At 35.5% G+C, this 20,920-nt stretch carries 21 protein-coding genes, 1 tRNA gene and 1 pseudogene; 13 read left to right on the forward strand and 10 right to left on the reverse strand.

Annotated elements, in window-relative coordinates; translation table 11 throughout:
- The first annotated feature begins 373 nt into the window (after positions 1 to 373).
- The 7 genes and pseudogenes from OM961_RS05845 (at position 374) to OM961_RS05880 (ending at position 7,311) form a co-directional block, all read left to right on the forward strand.
- Complete coding sequence (locus OM961_RS05845; protein WP_319606718.1) at positions 374 to 1,018, forward strand: alpha/beta hydrolase; 645 nt, start codon at positions 374 to 376, stop codon at positions 1,016 to 1,018.
- A 5-nt stretch (positions 1,019 to 1,023) separates the two neighbouring features.
- Complete coding sequence (locus OM961_RS05850; protein WP_264339614.1) at positions 1,024 to 1,830, forward strand: SDR family oxidoreductase; 807 nt, start codon at positions 1,024 to 1,026, stop codon at positions 1,828 to 1,830.
- 232 nt (positions 1,831 to 2,062) lie between these two features.
- A pseudogene (locus tag OM961_RS07720) lies at positions 2,063 to 2,770 on the forward strand (IS3 family transposase); the annotation flags it as partial.
- Positions 2,771 to 3,003: 233 nt separating this feature from the next.
- Complete coding sequence (locus OM961_RS05865) at positions 3,004 to 3,165, forward strand: DDE-type integrase/transposase/recombinase (protein WP_010082071.1); 162 nt, start codon at positions 3,004 to 3,006, stop codon at positions 3,163 to 3,165.
- Positions 3,158 to 3,322, forward strand: a complete 165-nt coding sequence (locus OM961_RS05870; RefSeq protein ID WP_010082072.1) for an IS3 family transposase — start codon at positions 3,158 to 3,160, stop codon at positions 3,320 to 3,322. Before OM961_RS05865 ends, OM961_RS05870 begins: the two co-directional genes overlap by 8 nt.
- A 214-nt stretch (positions 3,323 to 3,536) precedes the next feature.
- A complete protein-coding gene (gene polA / locus OM961_RS05875; protein ID WP_264339615.1) occupies positions 3,537 to 6,122 on the forward strand; it encodes a DNA polymerase I in 2,586 nt (861 codons plus the stop codon).
- A gap of 49 nt (positions 6,123 to 6,171) precedes the next feature.
- A complete protein-coding gene (locus tag OM961_RS05880) occupies positions 6,172 to 7,311 on the forward strand; it encodes a hypothetical protein (protein ID WP_264339616.1) in 1,140 nt (379 codons plus the stop codon).
- Between the two features lie 36 nt (positions 7,312 to 7,347).
- On the opposite strand, the gene OM961_RS05885 is transcribed toward OM961_RS05880, so the two are convergent.
- The 4 genes from OM961_RS05885 to OM961_RS05900 all read right to left on the reverse strand — a co-directional run bounded on the left by OM961_RS05885 (position 7,348) and on the right by OM961_RS05900 (position 9,740).
- Positions 7,348 to 8,127, reverse strand: coding sequence for an exodeoxyribonuclease III (locus OM961_RS05885; RefSeq protein ID WP_264339617.1), 780 nt, complete (start codon positions 8,125 to 8,127; stop codon positions 7,348 to 7,350).
- Positions 8,127 to 8,834, reverse strand: coding sequence for a uroporphyrinogen-III synthase (locus OM961_RS05890; RefSeq protein ID WP_010962976.1), 708 nt, complete (start codon positions 8,832 to 8,834; stop codon positions 8,127 to 8,129). Before OM961_RS05890 ends, OM961_RS05885 begins: the two co-directional genes overlap by 1 nt.
- Before the next feature lie 253 nt (positions 8,835 to 9,087).
- Positions 9,088 to 9,585: a hypothetical protein gene (locus OM961_RS05895; RefSeq protein WP_010962975.1), complete on the reverse strand. Its 498-nt coding sequence runs from the start codon at positions 9,583 to 9,585 to the stop codon at positions 9,088 to 9,090.
- Positions 9,586 to 9,655: 70 nt separating this feature from the next.
- Positions 9,656 to 9,740, reverse strand: a tRNA-Leu gene (locus tag OM961_RS05900).
- 62 nt (positions 9,741 to 9,802) lie between these two features.
- Here OM961_RS05900 and tldD point away from each other — a divergent pair.
- The 3 genes from tldD (at position 9,803) to OM961_RS05915 (ending at position 12,755) form a co-directional block, all read left to right on the forward strand.
- The gene (tldD, locus tag OM961_RS05905) at positions 9,803 to 11,221 is read left to right on the forward strand and encodes a metalloprotease TldD (RefSeq protein WP_010962974.1); all 1,419 of its coding nucleotides are present in this window, start codon (positions 9,803 to 9,805) and stop codon (positions 11,219 to 11,221) included.
- Positions 11,222 to 11,276: 55 nt separating this feature from the next.
- A complete protein-coding gene (locus tag OM961_RS05910) occupies positions 11,277 to 11,417 on the forward strand; it encodes a hypothetical protein (protein WP_153296798.1) in 141 nt (46 codons plus the stop codon).
- Between the two features lie 90 nt (positions 11,418 to 11,507).
- Positions 11,508 to 12,755: an IscS subfamily cysteine desulfurase gene (locus OM961_RS05915; RefSeq protein ID WP_264339618.1), complete on the forward strand. Its 1,248-nt coding sequence runs from the start codon at positions 11,508 to 11,510 to the stop codon at positions 12,753 to 12,755.
- On the opposite strand, the gene OM961_RS05920 is transcribed toward OM961_RS05915, so the two are convergent.
- From OM961_RS05920 to OM961_RS05940, 5 genes are all read right to left on the reverse strand, one after another.
- On the reverse strand, positions 12,752 to 13,702 hold the full coding sequence (locus OM961_RS05920) for an Rpn family recombination-promoting nuclease/putative transposase (protein WP_264339619.1): 951 nt from the start codon (positions 13,700 to 13,702) through the stop codon (positions 12,752 to 12,754). The genes OM961_RS05915 and OM961_RS05920 overlap by 4 nt on opposite strands.
- A 198-nt stretch (positions 13,703 to 13,900) precedes the next feature.
- Complete coding sequence (gene dxr / locus OM961_RS05925; RefSeq protein WP_264339620.1) at positions 13,901 to 15,064, reverse strand: 1-deoxy-D-xylulose-5-phosphate reductoisomerase; 1,164 nt, start codon at positions 15,062 to 15,064, stop codon at positions 13,901 to 13,903.
- A gap of 72 nt (positions 15,065 to 15,136) precedes the next feature.
- The gene (locus tag OM961_RS05930; RefSeq protein ID WP_264339621.1) at positions 15,137 to 15,634 is read right to left on the reverse strand and encodes a hypothetical protein; all 498 of its coding nucleotides are present in this window, start codon (positions 15,632 to 15,634) and stop codon (positions 15,137 to 15,139) included.
- Positions 15,635 to 15,954: 320 nt separating this feature from the next.
- Positions 15,955 to 16,656, reverse strand: coding sequence for an ABC transporter ATP-binding protein (locus OM961_RS05935; RefSeq protein ID WP_006279859.1), 702 nt, complete (start codon positions 16,654 to 16,656; stop codon positions 15,955 to 15,957).
- Positions 16,649 to 17,431, reverse strand: a complete 783-nt coding sequence (locus OM961_RS05940; protein WP_264339622.1) for an MlaE family ABC transporter permease — start codon at positions 17,429 to 17,431, stop codon at positions 16,649 to 16,651. The genes OM961_RS05935 and OM961_RS05940 overlap by 8 nt, the downstream gene beginning before the upstream one ends.
- Positions 17,432 to 18,349: 918 nt before the next feature.
- Between OM961_RS05940 and rpmF the strand changes: the two genes are divergently transcribed.
- Genes rpmF through OM961_RS05955 form a run of 3 tightly spaced genes read left to right on the forward strand, consistent with a single transcriptional unit; the run spans position 18,350 to position 20,583 of the window.
- On the forward strand, positions 18,350 to 18,532 hold the full coding sequence (gene rpmF, locus OM961_RS05945) for a 50S ribosomal protein L32 (RefSeq protein ID WP_041573607.1): 183 nt from the start codon (positions 18,350 to 18,352) through the stop codon (positions 18,530 to 18,532).
- A gap of 10 nt (positions 18,533 to 18,542) precedes the next feature.
- Positions 18,543 to 19,580 carry a phosphate acyltransferase PlsX gene (gene plsX, locus OM961_RS05950; protein WP_182309753.1) on the forward strand — a complete coding sequence of 346 codons (1,038 nt, stop codon included), beginning with the start codon at positions 18,543 to 18,545 and terminating at the stop codon, positions 19,578 to 19,580.
- Entirely contained in the window at positions 19,573 to 20,583 is a 1,011-nt protein-coding gene (locus tag OM961_RS05955; RefSeq protein WP_182321005.1) for a beta-ketoacyl-ACP synthase III, read from the forward strand. Before plsX ends, OM961_RS05955 begins: the two co-directional genes overlap by 8 nt.
- 20 nt (positions 20,584 to 20,603) lie before the next feature.
- Here OM961_RS05955 and OM961_RS05960 read toward each other — a convergent pair whose 3' ends face one another.
- Positions 20,604 to 20,726, reverse strand: a complete 123-nt coding sequence (locus OM961_RS05960; RefSeq protein ID WP_255317430.1) for a hypothetical protein — start codon at positions 20,724 to 20,726, stop codon at positions 20,604 to 20,606.
- Positions 20,727 to 20,920: the final 194 nt, after the last annotated feature.

Consider the following 20,920-nt stretch of genomic DNA (forward strand, 5'->3'; position numbering starts at 1 on the left):
TATATACAACTTTCTAGTTGGACGGTAAGTCGAGGTCAATTATTGATGCCATGCAAGTGGTGTAGCTACTTGCATAGCATTTATACCAGTTTTCGTAAATAAATAAGGTACGTTGCTTAAGGCTGCAGTTATAGTGAGGTATTTTTTCTAGTTTGTTTTCTTATTTCTGAGGTTTATAGCTAAGGTTTTCCCTACGTCATACCGCGATTCATTCGCGGTATCTCAGCCGCTAACGAGTAGCGGAATGACGGTTTTTCAAATCGTCGATGAACCTAAGTTACTTTATCTGTAGTATCGGGAACGTAATTGCACATTGGTTTTACAAATGTGAAAATTAGTGTTAAATAAAAATATAAACGCAAAAGGAAAAGAAATGATTGAACTTAAAGGCCCAGAAATTTGTGCAGGCGGAAATAAGAAAAATTTGATTATTTTTTTACATGGTTGGGGCTCAAGTGGCGATAATTTTATTCACCTTGCCAAAGTTATGAGCAAGTTTTTACTGGGTTCATATTTTGCAGTACCCAATGCTCCGTTTGAGAGAGAAATAGGTGATGGTTATCAGTGGTTCAGTTTGGAAGATCGTAGTGAGGAAGCGCTATATAATGGAGTAAAAAATGCTACATCAATTGTAAATCATTTCATTGATACAAAATTAAAGGAGCTTAATTTAAAAGATACGCAACTTTCTTTAGTTGGATTTTCTCAAGGAGCAATGCTTGCAATACATACAGCTCTCACCCGCTCTCAATCCTGTGCATCAGTTGTTGCATACTCTGGTAGGTTTCTTTTACCTTCAAAAACTGCACCAGAGATCAAATCAAAACCTAACATATGTGTTATCCATGGTGATGCTGACGACGTGGTACCTTTTTCGTCCCTCGACTTAGCGGTTAAAGCTCTGAAAGAAAATGGAGTAAATGTTGAAGGGCACCCAATTCATGGATTAGGGCATATTATCAATGAAGAGGGAATAAAATTAGGAGTAGAATTTATCAAGAAGAACTTTAAAAATTAATTTTCATGCACTTGTTTTGCTTTGGTTATGGATATGTAGCTAAATTTTTATCGAAAAAACTACTGAACTTAGGTTGGAAAGTTAGTGGCACATCAAGAAGTAAAAATATACAAAATGTAATCCTCTGTAATTATGAGAAAGTTAGCCAAGGTCTGCTTAAAAGTGCAACGCACGTTTTAATTTCTATTCCTCCAGATGGCGATGATGTTGTGGAGAGATACGGTGATTGCCTGCAAAATGTTAAATGGCTTGGTTATTTGTCTGCAACTAGCGTCTATGGTGATCACTCTGGTAATTGGGTTGATGAGGAATGTAAAACAAAACCTATAGAAATCAGAGGAGAAAAGCGCCTTAAATCTGAAAGGAAGTGGCTAAATAGCAGATTGCCTGTACATATTTTTCGTTTAGCTGGAATATACGGTCCTGGTAGGAACGTGTTAATTGACTTGCAGCTTGGCAAAGCAAGAAATGTGAAAAAAGAAGGGCATTTTTTTTCTCGTATTCACGTTGAAGATATATCGAATATTTTATTTTCTTCCATGCAAAACATAAAACCTGGTGAAATATACAATTGTGCAGACGATTTACCCACTACACGATCTGAAGTGATAATGTATGCGGCCAAACTTCTCAATGTTAGCCCTCCAGAGCCAATTGAGTTACCAGATTATGCACAGAGTTTTTATTTAGGATCAAAAAAAGTAAGTAATGTTAAAATTAAAAAAGATCTTAATGTCTCTCTAATTTATCCTAACTACAAGGTGGGATTAGAGAGTTTGCACGTAAACAAAACTGAAATCACATCAGAATGATAGATAGGCTTATTGTCACTGCCATTAAGTTAAGGAAAGAATGGTTAAAAACTGAACTAAAAAGTCAGAAATAATTAAGGATTTATGACAAATGCTGAAACAGAATAGAGTAAACTTTAAAGTAGATAAACTCTGAAGTGTAAATTACTTAAGAAATAGTGACCTTACCCAGAAAAAGTGGAGAGAAAGAAAAGAGTTTTTTTGGGTAAAATAAAATTTTGGAGGATTAGAAATGGTAAGAGAATATACAGCAGAATTCAAATTGGAAGCTGTTAAACTGGCAAATGAACAAAGAAAGGTAGGTCAACCAGTTGCAAAAGTAGCAAGAGATCTAGGAATAAGGGATAGTGTATTAGGAAAATGGATGAAGAAATATAACGAAAAAAAGTCAGCGGCAAATGCATTTCCAGATGTAGCACCTTATGACAAAGAGAGGTTTGATTTACAAAGCAAGAGTAACAAGGGAAAGAGACATTTAAAAAAAAGCCCTGGCCAGTCAAAAAGAGTAAAATATTTTTTTATATAGTAACTGCTATAAAGTACAGGAATTATGTAGGATTTTCTGCTAGTGGCTACTATAAGTGGACCACAAGAAAAATAAGCAGTAGAGAATCAGCAAATAAAGAGCTACTCGAAGCTATTCAAAAAATATATCAAGTTTCTAAATGTAGATATGGAGCTCCTAAAATTCATGCTGAATTGAAGGCTTTGGGTAAAAGTTGCAATTTGAAAACGGTGCAAAGTATTATGCAGAAAAATGACATCAGGGCTATACTGAGAAGAAAGTTTAAAATTAAAAAACAACAAACAGATAATAGAGCTGTAGCTCCCAATATATTAGACCAAAACTTTATTGTTGATCAACCAAATAAAGTATGGGATTACTTACATCAAAACCAAGGAGGGATGGCTATATTTGGCAGCAATAATTCTCACGTATGGTAGTTAATCTTACTATTACCCACAAATATAAATGTTTGTTGCATAGCTCTTAATGGCATAACTTTTGCTTGAAATAACTGTTTATATGGTGCAATTTACAGCTTTTAGTTGCTAAAATTATAACTCTTAGTTTAATAATTTTAATCTAATAAGCTTTCAGGTTAATAAAATTAAATTATTTGAGTAAATACAATACTATGTTTTTATTTGTGGGTAATAGTAAGGTAGTTAATGAGTAGTGCAATAAATAAACAATTGGTTATGAACTCTTTATTAATGGCCATTAATAGGCGTAAACCTGTTAAAAATCTACTGCTGCACAGTGACCAAGGTTCACAATATACTGCGCAAGGGTATCAATATCTCTTAGCTGTAAAGAATATAGATGAGTAATAAAGGCTGTTGTTACGACAATTCTGTTGCAGAAAGCTTCTTTAGCTCATTGAAAAGAGAAATACTTATTGATACTTCACAACACTCTGCTCAACAAACTAGAACTGCAATATTTGAATACATAGAAATTTTTTATAACAAACAACGTCACTATTAACTATTGCATTCCTGAGCATTTTGATTCATCATTCTCTTTGTGAAAAACATTCCACACTTTCTCTCCACTTTTTCTGGGTAAGGTCATATGTGTACATCCCCATCATAAATGCTATTTTCGGTAAAATCTCTTACAACGCTCAAAAGCAGAAAAACAAAAACTTGATTTTCTCAGCTAAATAGTGGACCATCAAAAGCACGCATAAATATCTACAATGAAAGAAAAAACTTTCACAATCATCGATGGCTATGGTTTTCTTTTCAGAGCTTACTATGTACTACCTCACTTAATTACCACAACAGGAATGCCAATAGGTGGTGTATATGGCTTTCTGAATATGGTTCTTAAGTACATTGCCCATTCGGACTACTTAACTATAGCACTTGATGCAGGGAAAAAGAATTTTAGGCACAATTTATATCCTGAGTACAAAGCGAACAGAGTAACGCCTCCTGAGGATCTAACTCCACAGTTCACCATACTGAGGGAAGCGGTAGAAGCTTTTAACCTCAGCTATGAAGAGATTGAAGGTTATGAAGCAGATGATATAATCGCAACACTAGCTGCAAAATACGCCAACCACCAAGACTTTAAAGTGGTAGTCGTTTCATCAGATAAAGATTTGTTCCAGCTTTTGAATTACAACATTCTAATATTTGATCCTATTAAAAATATATACATAGATGAAAAACAAGTAATAGAAAAATTTGGTGTAAACTCACACAAGCTTCTTGATTTATTTTCTCTAACTGGTGATGCATCTGACAACATTCCAGGCGTTCCGGGAATAGGTCCGAAGACTGCAGCTAAATTACTGGATGAATTTGATTCATTGAATAATATTATAGAGAACATTGATAATATCGAGCAAACGAGGATTCGTAATATTCTCACCGAACATAAGGAAAAAGCTCTAATTTCAAGAGAACTTTTATCACTATGCAAAAAAGTAGACCTTCAACATGATATTGCAAAATATGAAGTCCATTCTCCAAATATGGAAAAACTATTATCCTTTTTAAAGAAGTATGAATTCAATTCCTTAATAGGGAAAGTGGAAAAGCTTTTTTCCTATAATGGGTCTAGCACAAAAGAGAAAATAGAATATAGTAGTGAAGAGTTAGAGAAATTTTTGGAGCATTGTAGATATGAAGGCAGAATTGCAATTCATTGCCACTTTGAAGACAACTTATTAAATAAAATTTCCTTATCTTATAGCGAAAGTAATATTTTTTATATAGAGCAAGACAGCATACAAGATGCACTCATTATAATTAACTCAACTTTACTCTCAAATGGGGCGCTTAAAATAATACATAACATTAAAGAAATCAGGAAAATCTTCCCTACAGTAGAGAAGATGCTAGATTCAGTTGATGATTTGATGATAATGTCGTATAGCTTGGATACAGGAAAGCATGATCACAGTATTCCAAACATAGTTGCGCATAATTTGAGTGAAAATGCAGAAATTTTCTCGGCAAAAACTTTAATAGCAATTCATGAAAAGCTAAAGCAAAGGTTATTTCAGGAAAAATTGCTCACAATTTACGAGCGCTTCGATAAGCCACTTATGAAAGTAATATTTGATATGGAGAAAAATGGGATATTACTGAACATACAAAAATTACAGGAGCTGTCCGATAAATTTCAGCAGGTAATTGCCGTGCTTGAAGATGAGATATATAATTTGGCAGGAGAAAGATTTAATATTGCTTCGCCAAAACAATTAAGTGATGTTTTGTTTAACAAAATGGGGCTTAATAAAAAGAAAAAGTCAAAAAAATCTGGATCGTATAGCACCAATTATGAAGTTCTAGAGGCACTCGAAGAAGAAGGGGTAGAAATCGCAAGTAAAATCTTAAATTGGCGACATTTAAGTAAATTAAAAGGCACCTACACTGATGCATTAATAAAGCAAGTTGATCCACTTGATGGTAGAATACACACAAGCTTTTCAACGACTGCAACTGCAACTGGAAGGCTGAGCTCCAGCAATCCTAATTTACAGAATATTCCTATCAGAAGCGAAGAGGGAAATCTTATCAGACAAGCATTTATTGCGCCAAAAGGGCATAAGATAATTTCTGCTGACTATTCACAAATAGAGTTAAGACTCCTGGCACACGTTGCAAACGTTGCAGCATTTAAAGAAGCTTTTGCAAACGGACAAGATATTCATGAGATCACCGCTAGGCAAGTTTTTGGAGTGCAAGAAATAGATGAGCAATTAAGACGCAAAGCAAAATCCATCAATTTTGGAATTATATATGGCATTAGCCCATTTGGTCTTGCAAAGCGGCTTGGAATTACCATTGCGGAAGCTGCTGAATACATTAATTACTATTTTTCCTGTTACCCAGAAATAAAGGCCTATATGGAAAAAGCAGCGTCTATCGCAAGATTGCATGGTTATGTAGAAACTTTGTTTGGCAGGAGATGCTTTGTAAGAGACATAAACAATACAATTCCTTATATAAGACAATTTGCAGAAAGGGCAGCAATAAACGCACCACTGCAAGGAACCGCTGCTGATATAATAAAACGTGCGACAATTCAGCTTTTTGACCAATTGAAAGTAGGTAAAATAATCCTCCAGGTTCACGATGAACTACTGGTTGAAGTAGAGGACGAAAAGGTACAAGAAACAGCAAAACTTATGAAAGATATAATGGAAAATGCAATAGAAATTTCTGTACCACTTGAAGTAGAAATAAAAGTTGGCGACAACTGGGGTCTAAATTCCCTTAATTATGACTTAAACATCGTGAATTCTAGGAGTATAAATCATTTGAACTAATACGAAAAATATGTTAGAATAGGGCATAGCAAATGCAAATAGGTCAGCCATGATAGGCCCACAAGTAAAAAGTTCAAAACCTCCAAAGTTACCTACTCAGGTAACTAACAAAGATGAGAAAGTTTTTAAATTTGAAAAAGAGAAACATCAGTTAATCTATCGTACTTTCCTAGATATTTTTAAAAATCCAGAAAAACTAGAAGAGCAAACGAAACAGGAAATAGAAAAGAAGGAACAGGAAATAGAAAAGAAGAAACAGAAATTGAAAGAAAAACAAAAATTACAGAGTGATCTGAAGTCATTAAAGGAACGGTTACCTCGATTACAGGATGAAAATGAAAAGAAAATTTTTACTTTTGTATTTGAGAATAGTGGAAAGATATTCAACAATGTCAATCCAGAAGATATAAAATCACTCAGTGAAGAGAATTTTTCTCAGTTTTTACTTTCCGTATTTGAGAAAATTAGAGAGAAAAAATTAGCTAATGAGGAGAATCTCAAGAATGGTAAAATAAAAGAAGTAGTAGATGACTGTGTAGCTGATATACGCGGTACAGAAGCTAAAGATTCATCCATAAAGTTCGTATTGGAAATGCCGCTGCTGCTAATTGGAGGGATCAAAATAGACCCGAAAAATATTTCTGGCTCCTTTATGGATGGGGTGAAAGAAAAAATACCATTCTTAGGTAAAGACAAAAAAGAGGAAGATGAACCACCACTTAGTGATGAAGAGATGGTAACAACGTTCTTAAGCAAGATCTTTTTTCCTGTCCTTCTTTCCACTATTCCAATGTTAATTTTTGGTCCTACTACACTCGGAGTAGTTGTTGCTGCTATTGGTGCAATATTCGTCATAAAAGGAGGAGTGGAGGTTCTTTTTTCAAATGACAAAAAAGGTACTTTATATAACCCTCATTCGCAAGATGAAAAGAAAAAAGAAGGATGGGATGGGAAAGTTCTTGATGGTATCAATACAATTTTAAAAACTTCAGTCAAAGGAGCTGAGAAATGCACCTCTGTTTCTGAACAAATTTCCCAAGGAAAAGAAAAGAGTGAACAACAGCATGTTCCTGAGAAAGTTTCCCAGAAAAATGAAAAGAGTGAACAACAACCTAACCCTATGCTTGAAAAAATTAGTGTTGGTCAGCAAGCTAAAAACACAGTGCGGCAGACAAGTAAGACTCCTTAGGTTTGCCAAAAAGTGAGTTGTGTAAGAGGTCTACTATTATTCTATAGCACATACAACAGGAGTATGGTCAGACGGATTTTCTAGCTTACGCAATCTATCATCTATGTAGCATGTTTCCAATTTATCTACAGCTTGTGGTGATAACAGCATATAATCTATTCGCATTCCTTGATTATTTCTGAGTGAATTGCCTTGATAATGCCACCAAGTGAATTGTTGCAAATTTGGGTGAGATATTCTAAACGCATCTTTAAACCCAAGATTCAAGATCGCTCTTAACTTCTCACGTTCTCTTATATGAAAGCACACTTGGCCATTCAATAAGTTTGAATCAAAGACATCAATTTCATCCGGTGCAACATTATAATCGCCAGCTACAATAGTTAACTCTTCATTCTTTAACAAAGTGCTCATCCTTTCATATAGATTATCAAAAAACTTGAGTTTATATTCAAATGCTTGAGAGTCCGGGCTTTGACCGTTTGGAACGTATACACTTCCCACCCTTACCTTCTGATTATTGTGCTTTATTATGCACTCTATATAACGCGCTTCTTGATAACCTTCTACGATATCAATCTTAAACTTCTCCAGTATCGGATATTTAGATAAAACACAAACGCCATTTCTTGCAACTTGTCCATAGATAGCATATTCATATCCTAACTTTTCTATCTCCGCATAAGGAAATTGCTCTTCCGTACATTTTATCTCTTGCAGCAAAACTATATCTATCTGACTATCAACTATAAAACTACAAAGTTGGTTAACTCTTTTACGTATGGAGTTTACATTCCAAGTTGCAATCTTTAGCATCAGCAATCCTTATTAATTATATCAATTAAACTCTCCCCAGTAGGCAACCTCGATGTTATAATTTTTTTCCACTTGATTAACTTTAAACTATCAGCAATGTTTTTACTCATGGTATATGCAACTGTATTATTCATCACATGAGATAGCCCACTTTTTAGAACTAATGAACAAAATACCCTTGCTGTCTGTGAGGAAAAAAAAGCAACACTACCAATTTTACCATCCAACAGTAAATTTTTACACCTATTAGTTAGACTCCTTTTAATGATTGTTTTATAGAGTACAACTTCTCTTACGTTAAAATCTTCTTCAGATAATCTCTTTTTTAGGTCACATGATACTTCTTGTCCTCTTATATATAAGAACTTTATTGCACTTGAATAGTGAGCTTTTATGAATGATATCAGACCATCAACGTTGCTGTCTGCTGAGATTATATCAGAAAATCCCAAATTTTTTGCAGCCTGCATGGTTGAATTACCAACTGTAATAATCGGAAAGTCATCCACTTTGCATATTTGACTAAAAGCCTTTACACTGTTTTTACTTGTGGATATTACAACGTCAAATTCGTGTGCAGATATATCAGGATTTAAGTACTTTATTGTGAATACTGGTTCTATATAAACTTTGTATCCATACTTTCTCAATATATTTCTTGTATTGAACGAATCCAATAAAGGCCTCGTTAATAAAATAGACTTCATTCTGATTTATTTTACTACCAGTAAAATAGTACCCTTTATACACAAATTACTGAATAAAAACTTTTATTTTGATAGCTTGAGCAATTATTCAAGTAATTGATGTGGAAGTAGGAGTACTAAGCGCTCCTACCCCAATAAGCCCACAATTTCTGCTTACACTTTTTTGACGCTAATTACATCGAACTCTTTTGAATGGCTTCCTTCAGTGGAATTATATAGCTAATATTCCTGTATAAGTTAAATAAGTTAATACTTAAGCTTGTACTCTTGCAGTATTTGAAGAGAGATTCTCAAGGACGTTTTTTGTCTGTGGTTCACTAATCATAGTTTGAACGATATTAGCTGCCATAATAACACAGCCTAGAATAAAAAAAGGCGTAGAAACAAAATAAATAACAGAAGACTCAAAAAGCGACATAGATGCAATACCTCCTATTAGAAATGAAGCACTGGATGCTATATCAAGATAGATCTTTGTTAACTTTTTTTGTCCTGGAGTGTTTTTTATGCCAGATTTCTTATTAAGATTCTGTTGTCGGGAATGATCATTTAGTGACCATATATTTAAAGCAAACGAAAGTGCACTGAATATAGTGCCGGCAATACTAAAATACAGACTTAAGACAGGAATATTCAAGACCAATGCCGCTATGTATCCAATGAAAGAGATAGTAGATAGTGTAGTAACTAAGCGTTTCGAGTAAGTTCGTACCTTCTTTCTGTAGGCTAACTTATCTTTTTCACCATACATAGCATAAATATTACCTAATATGTTATATTATAACATTAATTAATTCAATAAGCAATATGGAAGCTAAGAGTGCCCGAGAGAAGACTTGAACTTCCACAACTTAAAAAGTTACTAGCACCTGAAGCTAGCGCGTCTACCAATTCCGCCACCCGGGCTTTTTATAGTTTACTATGTTAAAGTTAAATAATATACTTAAACAATTTTTAGTTCAAAGGTAATGCCAAATCTAGATCAAATATTTTTTGCTCAAAACAATGTTAATATTAATAACGTATATAAAATAGTCAATAACGCTTTGAGCAATAGCGATGGTGGTGAGCTGTTTCTAGAATTTTGCCAGTCGGAGTCCCTGGTTTTTGAGGATAACATATTAAAACACATGGACTTGAATACTAGAAGGGGATTTGGTTTAAGGTCTTTTTGTGAAGATAGTACATCTTTCGTTTGTTCTTCTGAGATCAGCGAAAAAGAAATTAGTAATGCTGCTTCTATGGTAAAAAGCTCAGTGTCTTTAAACAAGACAAATTCAATAAATTTAAACGAAGAGACAAAAAGCCTATATTCGAGGATTAACCCTATAAATGAAATGGATCTGAATTCAAAGATTAAGCTACTCAATGAGGTTAATGAGTATGTAAGGTCCAAAAATAACTGCGTGAAGCAAGTAAAAATAACTCTAAGTGGAGAATGGCAAGTTGTACAAATAATAAAGGGTGATCACAGATTAAGCGATATCAGGCCTCTGGTACGTTTTAATGTGCTAGTCATTGTAGAAAAAGATGGCCGTACCGAAAGAGGTTCTGCAGGGCATGGTGGAAGGGACTCTTATAGTAAGTTTATTTCTGAGAAAAAGTGGAAAGAAGTTGCAAACCAAGCGTTAGAACAAGCACTGGTAAATCTTGAAGCAATTCCAACTCCAGCCGGAGAAATGACAGTCGTTTTAGGTCCAGGCTGGCCAGGAATATTGTTACACGAAGCCGTGGGTCATGGACTTGAGGGCGACTTCAATCGCAAAAAAGTCTCAGCATTTTCAAATTCTGTGGGTAAACAAGTAGCAGCTAGTGACATCACAGTAGTTGATGACGGAACTCTGCCCAATTTGCGCGGCTCTATCAGCGTAGACGATGAAGGCACTCCACCCAGTTATAATATATTGATAGAGGATGGGATCCTAAAAGGATACATGCAGGATCATATGAACGCTAAACTCATGGGTGTAAGCCCAACTGGTAATGGTAGAAGAGAAAGTTATAAAGAAGTTATTATGCCGCGCATGACAAACACCTATATGTTGCCCGGAAAGTATACACCGAAGGAAATAATATCTAGCGTAAAGAAAGGTCTATATGCAGTAAATTTCGGTGGTGGGCAGGTTGATATAACGTCAGGAAAATTTGTTTTTTCATCTTCGGAAGCTTACCTAATAGAAAATGGCAAAATTACACAGCCAGTAAAAGGAGCAACACTAATTGGTGACGGTCCAACAGTGTTGAAAAAAGTATCTATGGTTGGTAATGACTTAAAGTTAGATCCTGGTGTTGGCACATGCTCGAAAGATGGACAAAATGTGCCCGTTGGAGTTGGTCAGCCGACACTCAAAGTCGACGCAATAACTGTTGGTGGAACTGAGATATAGATAAGGGCTAAAACGGATTCCAGCGCACGGCGCACAGCTGTACAAACATTATGATTTGGAAGCAATTGCCACCAATAGGGTGTCATCCCAGTGTCTGGGCACTGCCTTTGTGTTTGAGGCAAAACTGGCTATAACATTTAACACACTGCTTTCGCAAATAAATGTTCGTACAGTTATGTGTCAGCTACTTGGATGACACTTTTGTACTTGATGCAAGATTATATCTTGAAAAAATTAAGTTTTAATGCTATAAAATAATTGTAAATTTTGTCTCCGTGGTAGCTTTATGAATGTTGAAAGTAAAAAAATACACGATGCTAAAATAAAATTACCAATATTTCTTGATTATCAATCTACTACTAAAGTAGATCCCCGTGTTTTAGAGGTGATGATACCTTACTTTGGTGAGTTCAGCAATGCACACTCTCGCAGCCATTCATTTGGTTGGACTGCTGAAGAAGCAGTGGAAAAAGCAAGGAAACACATCGCTGATCTGGTGAACGCAGATAGCAAAGAAATTATCTTTACCTCAGGTGCAACTGAGTCAAATAATACAGCAATCAAGGGCGTTGCTCACTTTTATAAAAATAAAGGAAATCATATAATCACTGTCTGCACGGAGCATAAGTGTGTTCTGGATTCTTGTCGGCATCTGGAAAATGAAGGCTTTAAAGTTACATATTTGCCTGTTAAGCAAAACGGAATTATAGATTTATCAAAGCTTGAGGAAGCAATTACTGATCAAACAATCCTGGTTTCAGTGATGATGGTAAATAATGAAATCGGAGTAATTCAGCCTGTAAAGGAGATTGGTAAAATATGCAGAAAGCATAATATATTTTTCCATACAGATGCAGCTCAAAGCTTTGGAAAAGTTCCAATTGATGTTAATGAGATGTGCATTGATCTTATGAGTCTCTCTAGCCACAAAATTTATGGACCTATGGGAATAGGCGCATTATATGTACGTAGAAAGAATCCTCGTGTTAGGCTGATACCACTAATTAGTGGTGGTGGACAGGAAAGAGGCATGCGTTCTGGAACAGTTCCAACACCTCTTGCAGTTGGTTTTGGTGAAGCGGCACGTATTGCTAAAGAAGAAATGAAAAAAGAAACAACTAGAGTGGAAGAATTAAGGGATATTTTGTATAATAAGATAAAAGAAGCGTTTCCTGATATCGTTTTAAATGGTGATTATGAAAATAGAATTCCTGGCAACCTAAACTTGAGCTTTCCCTATGTTGAGGGTGAGTCTCTCATCATGGCAATCAAGGATTTAGCAGTAAGTTCTGGTTCTGCGTGCACGTCTGCGTCTCTTGAGCCTTCCTATGTCGTACGGTCGCTAAATAATGGCCATGACCTTGAGCATTCATCAATTAGATTCGGCCTAGGCCGATTTACAACTAAAGAAGAAGTTTTGTACGCAGCAGATCTTGTTGCTAAAAATATTGGCCGACTGAGAGAAATGAGCCCACTTTGGGAGATGGTACAAGAAGGAGTAGATTTGAACACCGTGAAATGGGACTCTCATTAAATGTATCCATTCCAATTGCAAATGCACTTTGAAATTACTCTGTAACCGTTCACACTTAATTCTTCAATCTCACTAATAGAAAGGCCAGTAAACTTGACAATAGTGTTGACATCAACATTATTAGCCAGCATTGCTTTTGCGACTTCAATTTTCCCTTCCTCTTTACCAATTTTGATGCCTCTTTCTTCGCCAATTTGGATGCCTTTTTCAGTAGCAAGGTCAAGTCTGTATTCAAGAATTGCTTCTTCTTTGCGTAGATCCATTATTCTTTCTTCGTAAGCTACTAAATCTTTTTCATTCCAGCTAAACCTGTCTAATTCATCGTAGGCTAACTTTATTATTGGTGCTTTTTCTGCTATTTTCCTTAAGTCTTCTTCCGTAGTTTCATCTGCATATTTGAAGAAAAATAACCAACGATCCACTATGCTTTCTAGCTGTTCTTCCTTATTCTTAGGAAATTTAGGTAGTTCAATAAATACAAATTGAAAATCTTTTAAGTCATGCTCATTGGTTTTCTCATCTCTTATAGTGTGGCTGGATATATAATCAAGCTTATCAGGAAATAAATTACAATTAGAGATAGCAATAAAGAAAACCTTCTTTAAATCAATGTACTTACCAGATTTATCAGCTTGCCTTGAGTAAGCCTTAGCAGCATATAATTGAGCTCGTTTTTCGAAGCCTTTATCGCGAGTAAGCTGCATTTCAATCACATACCTGGCCCCACTAGAATCCCTGCAAAGAACATCAACTATACTTTGTTTATCAGATGCAATTTCAGGATCCATTATAGTACTGAGGAATTCCACTTCTTGTATAGTATTTATCTCGGTAAACCCTAAAATATCATTCAAAAAATGTATGAGAATATTCTTATTTTTTTCAGTGCCAAAGATTCTTTTAAAGGTTAAATCCAGCTTAGGGTCGAGAAACTTAGATAAAGCCATAGCCAAAGTGCTTAAAAATATTAATAATTATACACTATTATTAACAATTATTCAACCATATTTTTGAAGATAGCTATGCCGCCGCGAACCGTCATACCGCCGCGGTATCTTAGCATAGATCCCGCTAACAAGTAGCGGAATGACGATTGTGTATCGTGTTTTGCTAAAAATCACAGAATGCAGTCTGGTTACATTACTCTAGCTATACGCAACAACTTTACTTTCAACAATTTTGTGAGCAATAATACGACTTTCACAATCAATATTTATTATATCAGATAGTGAATTAATATCGGTATAACTACCAAAACTTTCCATTGTTGATTCCACTACCTCTACTATTTTTAAAAAGCCGATTCGTGACTTCAAAAATTCATTAACAGCTATTTCATTTGCAGCATTGAGCACAATACTGTTTGTTTGTGGAGCAGAAGAGTTTAACACTGCCATGCTAAGCTTTAGCGCAGGAAAACGCTTATGGTCTGGCTCTTGAAAGGTCAATTTTCCTTGCTTTGTTAAATCTAATTTATAATTTAAAACTAATCTTTCTGGCCAAGATAGAGCATACGAAATGGGGATTGCCATGTCAGTTTCTGCAAGCACAGCAAAGTTGAACCCATCTTTATAAGTTACAATTCCATGTACTATTGACTCAGGATGCACTACTGCTTCAATTTTATCCGGGCTGATGTTAAACAAGTTATGTGCTTCTATTATCTCTAGTGCCTTATTCATCATTGTTGCGCTATCAACCGAGATTTTCTTTCCCATATTCCAAGTGGGGTGACTAAGCGCCTTATCTACCATAACATTTTTTAATTGCTCAAGGCTATAATTTAAGAATGGTCCACCAGAAGCAGTAAGTATGATCTTTTCTACGCATTTGTCGTCATTTTGCAAAATTTGAAAAATTGCATTGTGCTCAGAGTCAATAGGGATTATTTGTACATTTTTTTCTTTAGCTTTTTTGAGTAATAACTTTCCACCGCAAACAATGCTTTCTTTGTTTGCCAATGCAATGACTTTGGTACCGCTTTCTATAACTTCCATAACTGGCCCAAGGCCTGCAATGCCAACTATTGCAACAACTGAGAGATCAACAGGTATAGCAGCAACATTTGTAGCACCAATTGCTATTTTTACATCTGTACCAAGTAGACTTTCTTTCAAATCTTTGTAAAGTCTTTCATCGGAGATAGCAACATATTTTGCATTCAGCAGTTTTGCTTGGTGTGCCAGTAGAGCAAAGTTCGAATGGGCACTTAGTGCTTCCACTTGGTATTCTTCTTTTCTCTTTGAGAGCAAATCTACAGTCTTTTTTCCAACACTTCCTGTTGATCCTAAAACTGAAACCTTTTTCACTAAGACAAACTCATAACAATAGCAACTTTTCTTATTAGGCCTTCTTCCAACTATTCAATAGTTTTTAAGCGTTTAACCAAGTTCATGTCCGTGGTCATCGCCAACAGATGGTGAAGGACCAGGTGAAAAAGATTGACCATGGTGATCACCTGCATCATGCATGTCTTGCAAACCATCAGCATTATGAGCTATTTCGTTATTGGCATGAGGGTAATCATCTGAGTGATGTCCATCATCACCATGAGCCATGTCCATTCCTTCTGATGGCATATCTTCCCCACCTCCACCTGAAAAATATTCTGCAAGGCCTTCAAGAAGTTTTATGCCAAACATATTACCTGACTTTCCAAACAGTGTTACTAAACTACTGCCACTCACCAAACCTTCAAACACATTATTATAAGCAGCAATTGCTCCTTCATGAAAGTTGAACAACCATTTCATTCCATCGACAACTGTTGAAACAGAGTCACTGTGACCAAGACCAAAACCACTTTTCTCACCAGCAGCCTCTTGGTGTTGCTGCTGCGCTTGCCATTCTGCAATATTTGGACCTTGAGCTTCACTCATAAATTTTTACTCTCAACCTTAAGCTATTATTTTATCACAAATATTGCAAAATATCAATAGAGCTTTTGAATATAGCTAATACAAACAATTTCTGTCATCCTATATATAGCTAAACTGACTTACGACAATTTGAAAAACGACAAATTCGTCATTCCGCTACTAGTTAGCGGAATCTATGCCGAGATACCGCGAATGAATCGCGGTATGACGTGTTAGCTATAGGATCCAGTTTGAAAAAAATCTGAATTCCAATGTCCACTACCTTTTACAAAGTTAAAACTTAAAAATATGACTGTTAGCAATAGTGTATATATCTTTAGCTATATATAATGAATGAATTTTTTTATATATTCGTTATTGGTATTTTGTATTTCCTGAACAGTTCCATGGGAAATGATCTCCCCTTCATATAATACTGCTATTTTATCAGCTATTTTAAATGCACTATGAATATCATGTGTAATCGTGATAATTGTAGGGTTAAGATCTCTAGATAATTTTATTATTATCTCGTTTACTATATCTGACATAATTGGGTCCAATCCTGAAGTTGGTTCATCCAAAATAATGATTTCTGGATTGTGTGCAATCGCCCTTGCAAGTGCCACTCTTTTTTTCATTCCACCTGATAGCTCTATTGGAAACATATCTGCTATGCTTTCCTCCAGTCCAACATCATTTAACTTCTCGATTGCTAGCTGTTTTGCCTCTTTTTTGCTGATATTAAAGCGCTTTTTATAATTAAAAGATATATTTTCCCACACTGTAACGTAGTCAAATAAAGCGGAATTTTGAAATAAAACCCCAAATTTATTTTTGCTTTTACTATTTATTTTAACAGAGCCTGAGTCTGGAGCAAGCAAGCCGATAATTGTTTTTGTTAATACAGATTTGCCGCTTCCTGAGCCACCAAGTATGACTAATGATTCCCCTTTTAATATATCAAAATTTAGATCTTTTAGTACTGTCCTATCATCAAAAGATAAGCTTAAGTTCAATATTGATATTATGGGGTTACGCATGTATCAAAGTAATCATGTAGTTTGCTAAAATGATCAGTATGGACGATAAAACAACAGTTGATGTTGTAGCAACACCTACTCCTCGTGCACCTTCTTTGCAATGGTAACCGTAATAGCAGCTTGAGACAGAAATTATGGCGCCAAATACAGTTGCTTTTATTAGCCCAGTTATAAAATCATACGTATTAAAGAACTGAGCTGTGTGTTTAATGTATATATTTAAATTGTGGTTAAATTCGAAGACTGCAGTGATACATCCTCCAAATATTCCTATTAAATCTGCACATACTGTAAGTATGGGAAATACTATGATTGACGCTAAAATCCTTGGTGCAATTAAATATTTAAAAGGGTTGATGTTCAAGGTTGTAAGTGCATCTATTTGCTCGGTGATGCGCATTGTACCAATTTCTGCTGCAACTGATGATCCAACCTTTCCTACCATTATTAAGCTGATCAAAACTGGTCCTAACTCTTTAATGATAGTGATCGTAACAAGTTTGGGTATTATCTGTTCTTGGTTAATTAATGGGTCACTCAAGCTACTTTGTAAAACTATTGCCGCTCCTATAAAAACTCCAGTGAGCCCAACAATTGGCAGAGAGAAAAAGCCTATCTCTATAATTTGTCTTGCTATGTTGCTAAAATAATATGGTGGCACAAGGAAGTGGTATAGAGATTGAATAAAAAATATGAATGCACTACCAAGCCTTAACAAAAAATTGATAAAGTACCTACCAATTATTCTAACACTATTTATATCAAAAAAGCTCACTTTGTATTCATTTTAGCTAGAGGTTAGTCTTACTGATTTTATTAAAATTTTTATTAACTTTATCGCAAAGTATAGCTGAGATATGTTTTAAGTTCAACATACTTGATGTTTTAATTTAAAGCTCATATAGCTAACCCAAGAAAGGTTTCCCTACGTCATACCGCCACGGTATCCACAACTGTACGAACGTTGTAGTTTGGGAGCAATTCCCACCAGTGGGCCAGTGCCCAGACACTGGGATGTCTTTGTTGCATCGCTAGCTATGATGGATTAAAGATAAAAAAGATAGGGAATATCAGTAGCTTATTATTCTGGTATTTATAACAAGAACGGTCAGTGAATACCTAAATTTGAGTAAAAGAAATTTCACTACCACTCACCAATCTGGCTAAAATTCAAGAATTTCAATGCTTTAGCTATTTTCAATAGAATTAAATTTATTAATATAAATAACAAATTACTATTCTTAAATTTGATCAGATTGATTGCAAAAAAACAAGATTTTCAATAGGTCGCTTATAATCCTAACTATAGTTAGCCTTTCATAAGTAGCGATGCAACAAAGCCCACTGGGATCCAGCTTCTATGCAACTTAATTAAAAACGTTTGTTTTAGCATAAGACAACTACCTTTAGCTCATCAGCTCAGTTATAAGCAAAATTTCTGGATTCCAGACTGGAATGACATCATCTGTTGTGCAATTTACCTTCAAAAATGAATGTTCGTACAGCTATGGATTCATTCGCGGTATAGATTCCGCTAACGAGTAGTGGAATGACGGTTTTTCAAATTGTAGAGCCACTTTAGCTATAGAACTCAATTACATAAGCAAACCTTACTTATTTTACTATCCCTGTTTACTTCCTGTAAAAAACATGTTACTAATGTATTGTATTTTGTAGTAGAATGGAGGAAATTTTGGCAGTTCCAAAAAGAAAAAAGTCAAAGTCAAGGCGTAATATGCATCGTTCTCATCATGCTATTGAGCCTAAGAATATTGTGGTGTGTTCAACAACTGGGGAATTCATGTTGCCTCATAACGTAGCAGTTGATGGCAGTTACAAAGGAAAACGGGTTTTCATCAAGCAACAGGCGGAGTGACTATTATGATATGTTACCTACGGTCAATAATAATATAGTTATTGCACTTGACGCTATGGGGGGCGATTTTGCGCCTCTTTCCGTAATTCAGGGTGCTGGTTTTTTTTTAGACAACCTTGTTGACCCAGGCATTAAAGTTTTTTTTCATATTTATGGAGATAAGGAAGAAGTATCTCCTTTGCTTTTGAAATATAAAAAAGTAAGTAACAATTCTGAATTTACTCATTGTTCTGACAATGTCCTTGCAAATGATAAGCCATCTTTTGCGCTGAGACATCGTAAAGACTCAAGTATGAAAGCTGCAACTGTTGCAGTGAAAGAAGGTAAAGCTTTCGGAGTGGTATCTTCAGGCAACACCGGAGCGTTGATGGCAATTTCCAGATTTATTTTAGGAACATTACCAAACATTTATCGTCCTGCTATTGCCTCTATCTGTCCAACTAAGACAAAAAGCTTCGCTTTGCTTGACCTTGGTGCAAATGTTGATTGTAATGCCGACTCATTATTTCAATTTGCGTTAATGGGTAGTATATTTGCAAAAATAGCATTAAAAATTGACAATCCTGAAGTTGCTTTGCTAAATATCGGCACAGAAGAAGTTAAAGGTAATGACTCAGTGCGCGGCGCTTTTGAGTTGCTTAAAAACGCTCCAGGCATTAATTTCAAAGGGTATATAGAGGCAAGTGAATTTTTAGAGGGTAATATAGATGTGATTGTTGCTGATGGTTTTGTTGGCAATGTAATGCTCAAAACGGCTGAGGCAACCGCTAGTACCTTTATCAATCTAATAAAGCAGGAAGTATTCAATTCGTGGATAGCGAAAATGCTTGTTGGTATATTGTTAAAATCCAAACTAAATAAAGCTTTAACGCGTTTTAATCCCAAAATTAGAAGTGGAGCTATGTTTTTAGGGCTGAATGGTATCATCATTAAAAGTCATGGAAATTCTGATGCTATTTCTTTTGCCCATGCCATAAAATTTGCAGTAAATGCAATTAGTGAAAATTTAAATCAAAAGATAATTAACGGGGTAAGTCATATTGAATAAAAGTTTCATATTAAGCACTGGATCTTACCTACCAAGAAAAATGTTGAGTAACAACGAAATTGCATCGATAGTTGAGACGAGCGATGAATGGATAAGGCAGAGAACAGGAATAGTTCAAAGGCATATAGCAGATGAAGGAGAACTAACGTCAGATCTAGCTGTAAATGCAGCAAAAAGTGCTATAGAAAAAGCTAAAATTTCAGTAGATGAAATTGACTTGATTATAGTTGCTACAACAACTCCTGATAAAACTTTTCCTAGCTGTGCAACGATTGTACAAAGTAAGTTAAAATGTAAAAACGCATTTGCTTTTGATGTACAAGCAGCATGCTCTGGTTTTATATATGCAGTTACAGTTGCTGATTCGCTCATAAAATCTAACAATAGAATTAAATATGCATTGGTTATAGGTGCTGAAATAATGTCTAGGATTGTTGATTGGGAAAATAGGTCAACTTGTGTACTCTTTGGTGATGGTGCTGGTGCAGTAATAATGAAATCAGCATGTCATTTTAACGTCATTCCAACAAATGATGCTGATACTTGGGTGGCAGAGAAGGGGGTTACAAAAGGTATAATTTCAACTAGCCTATATTCTGATGGCAATGTGGACATACTATGTACGAACGGAGGGATATCCTCAACTGGTGATTCTGGAAAAATATGCATGAATGGAAGAGAAGTGTTTAAACATGCAGTGGATAAGTTAACAGCCTCAGTAGAGGAAACTCTGAAATGCAATAATTTGAAAATCACTGATATTGACTGGTTAATTCCCCATCAAGCAAACATTCGTATTATTGAAGCAGTAGTAAAGAAATTAGATTTTCCTATAGAGAAAGTGATTAATACCGTTGATAAGCATGCAAACACCTCAGCGGCATCAATTCCACTGGCCTTAGACTATGCAATACAAGAATCAAAAATAAAATCAGGAAATCTGGTACTGCTGATTTCAATAGGTGCAGGCCTGACCTGGGGTTCCGTGTTGCTGCACTATTAGACTTCCTGCATTACCTCCTGTCATCCAAGTACCCTCTTTGTCATTCCAGTGCCTCTTTCTCCTGTCATCCCAGTGCCCCCTTTTGTCATCCCAGTAGCCCCTTCGGTGTCATTCCAGTCTGGAATCCAGTTCTTATTGTACATTCACCTAGTGTAAAGTTAAGTTTCCTGGATCCCAGTGTCAGCTACTCGGATGACAAAAAAAGGAGCACTGGAATGACAGCAGTCCTACGTCATACCGCGATTCATTCGCGGTATCTCTAGATCCCGCTAACAAGCAGCGGGATGACGGTTGTCGTTTAGCCACAAATATTTAAGAAATTTACCAAATGAAAAAA

The organism is Wolbachia endosymbiont (group A) of Cydia splendana (assembly GCF_947179475.1).
Taxonomy (GTDB): domain Bacteria; phylum Pseudomonadota; class Alphaproteobacteria; order Rickettsiales; family Anaplasmataceae; genus Wolbachia; species Wolbachia pipientis.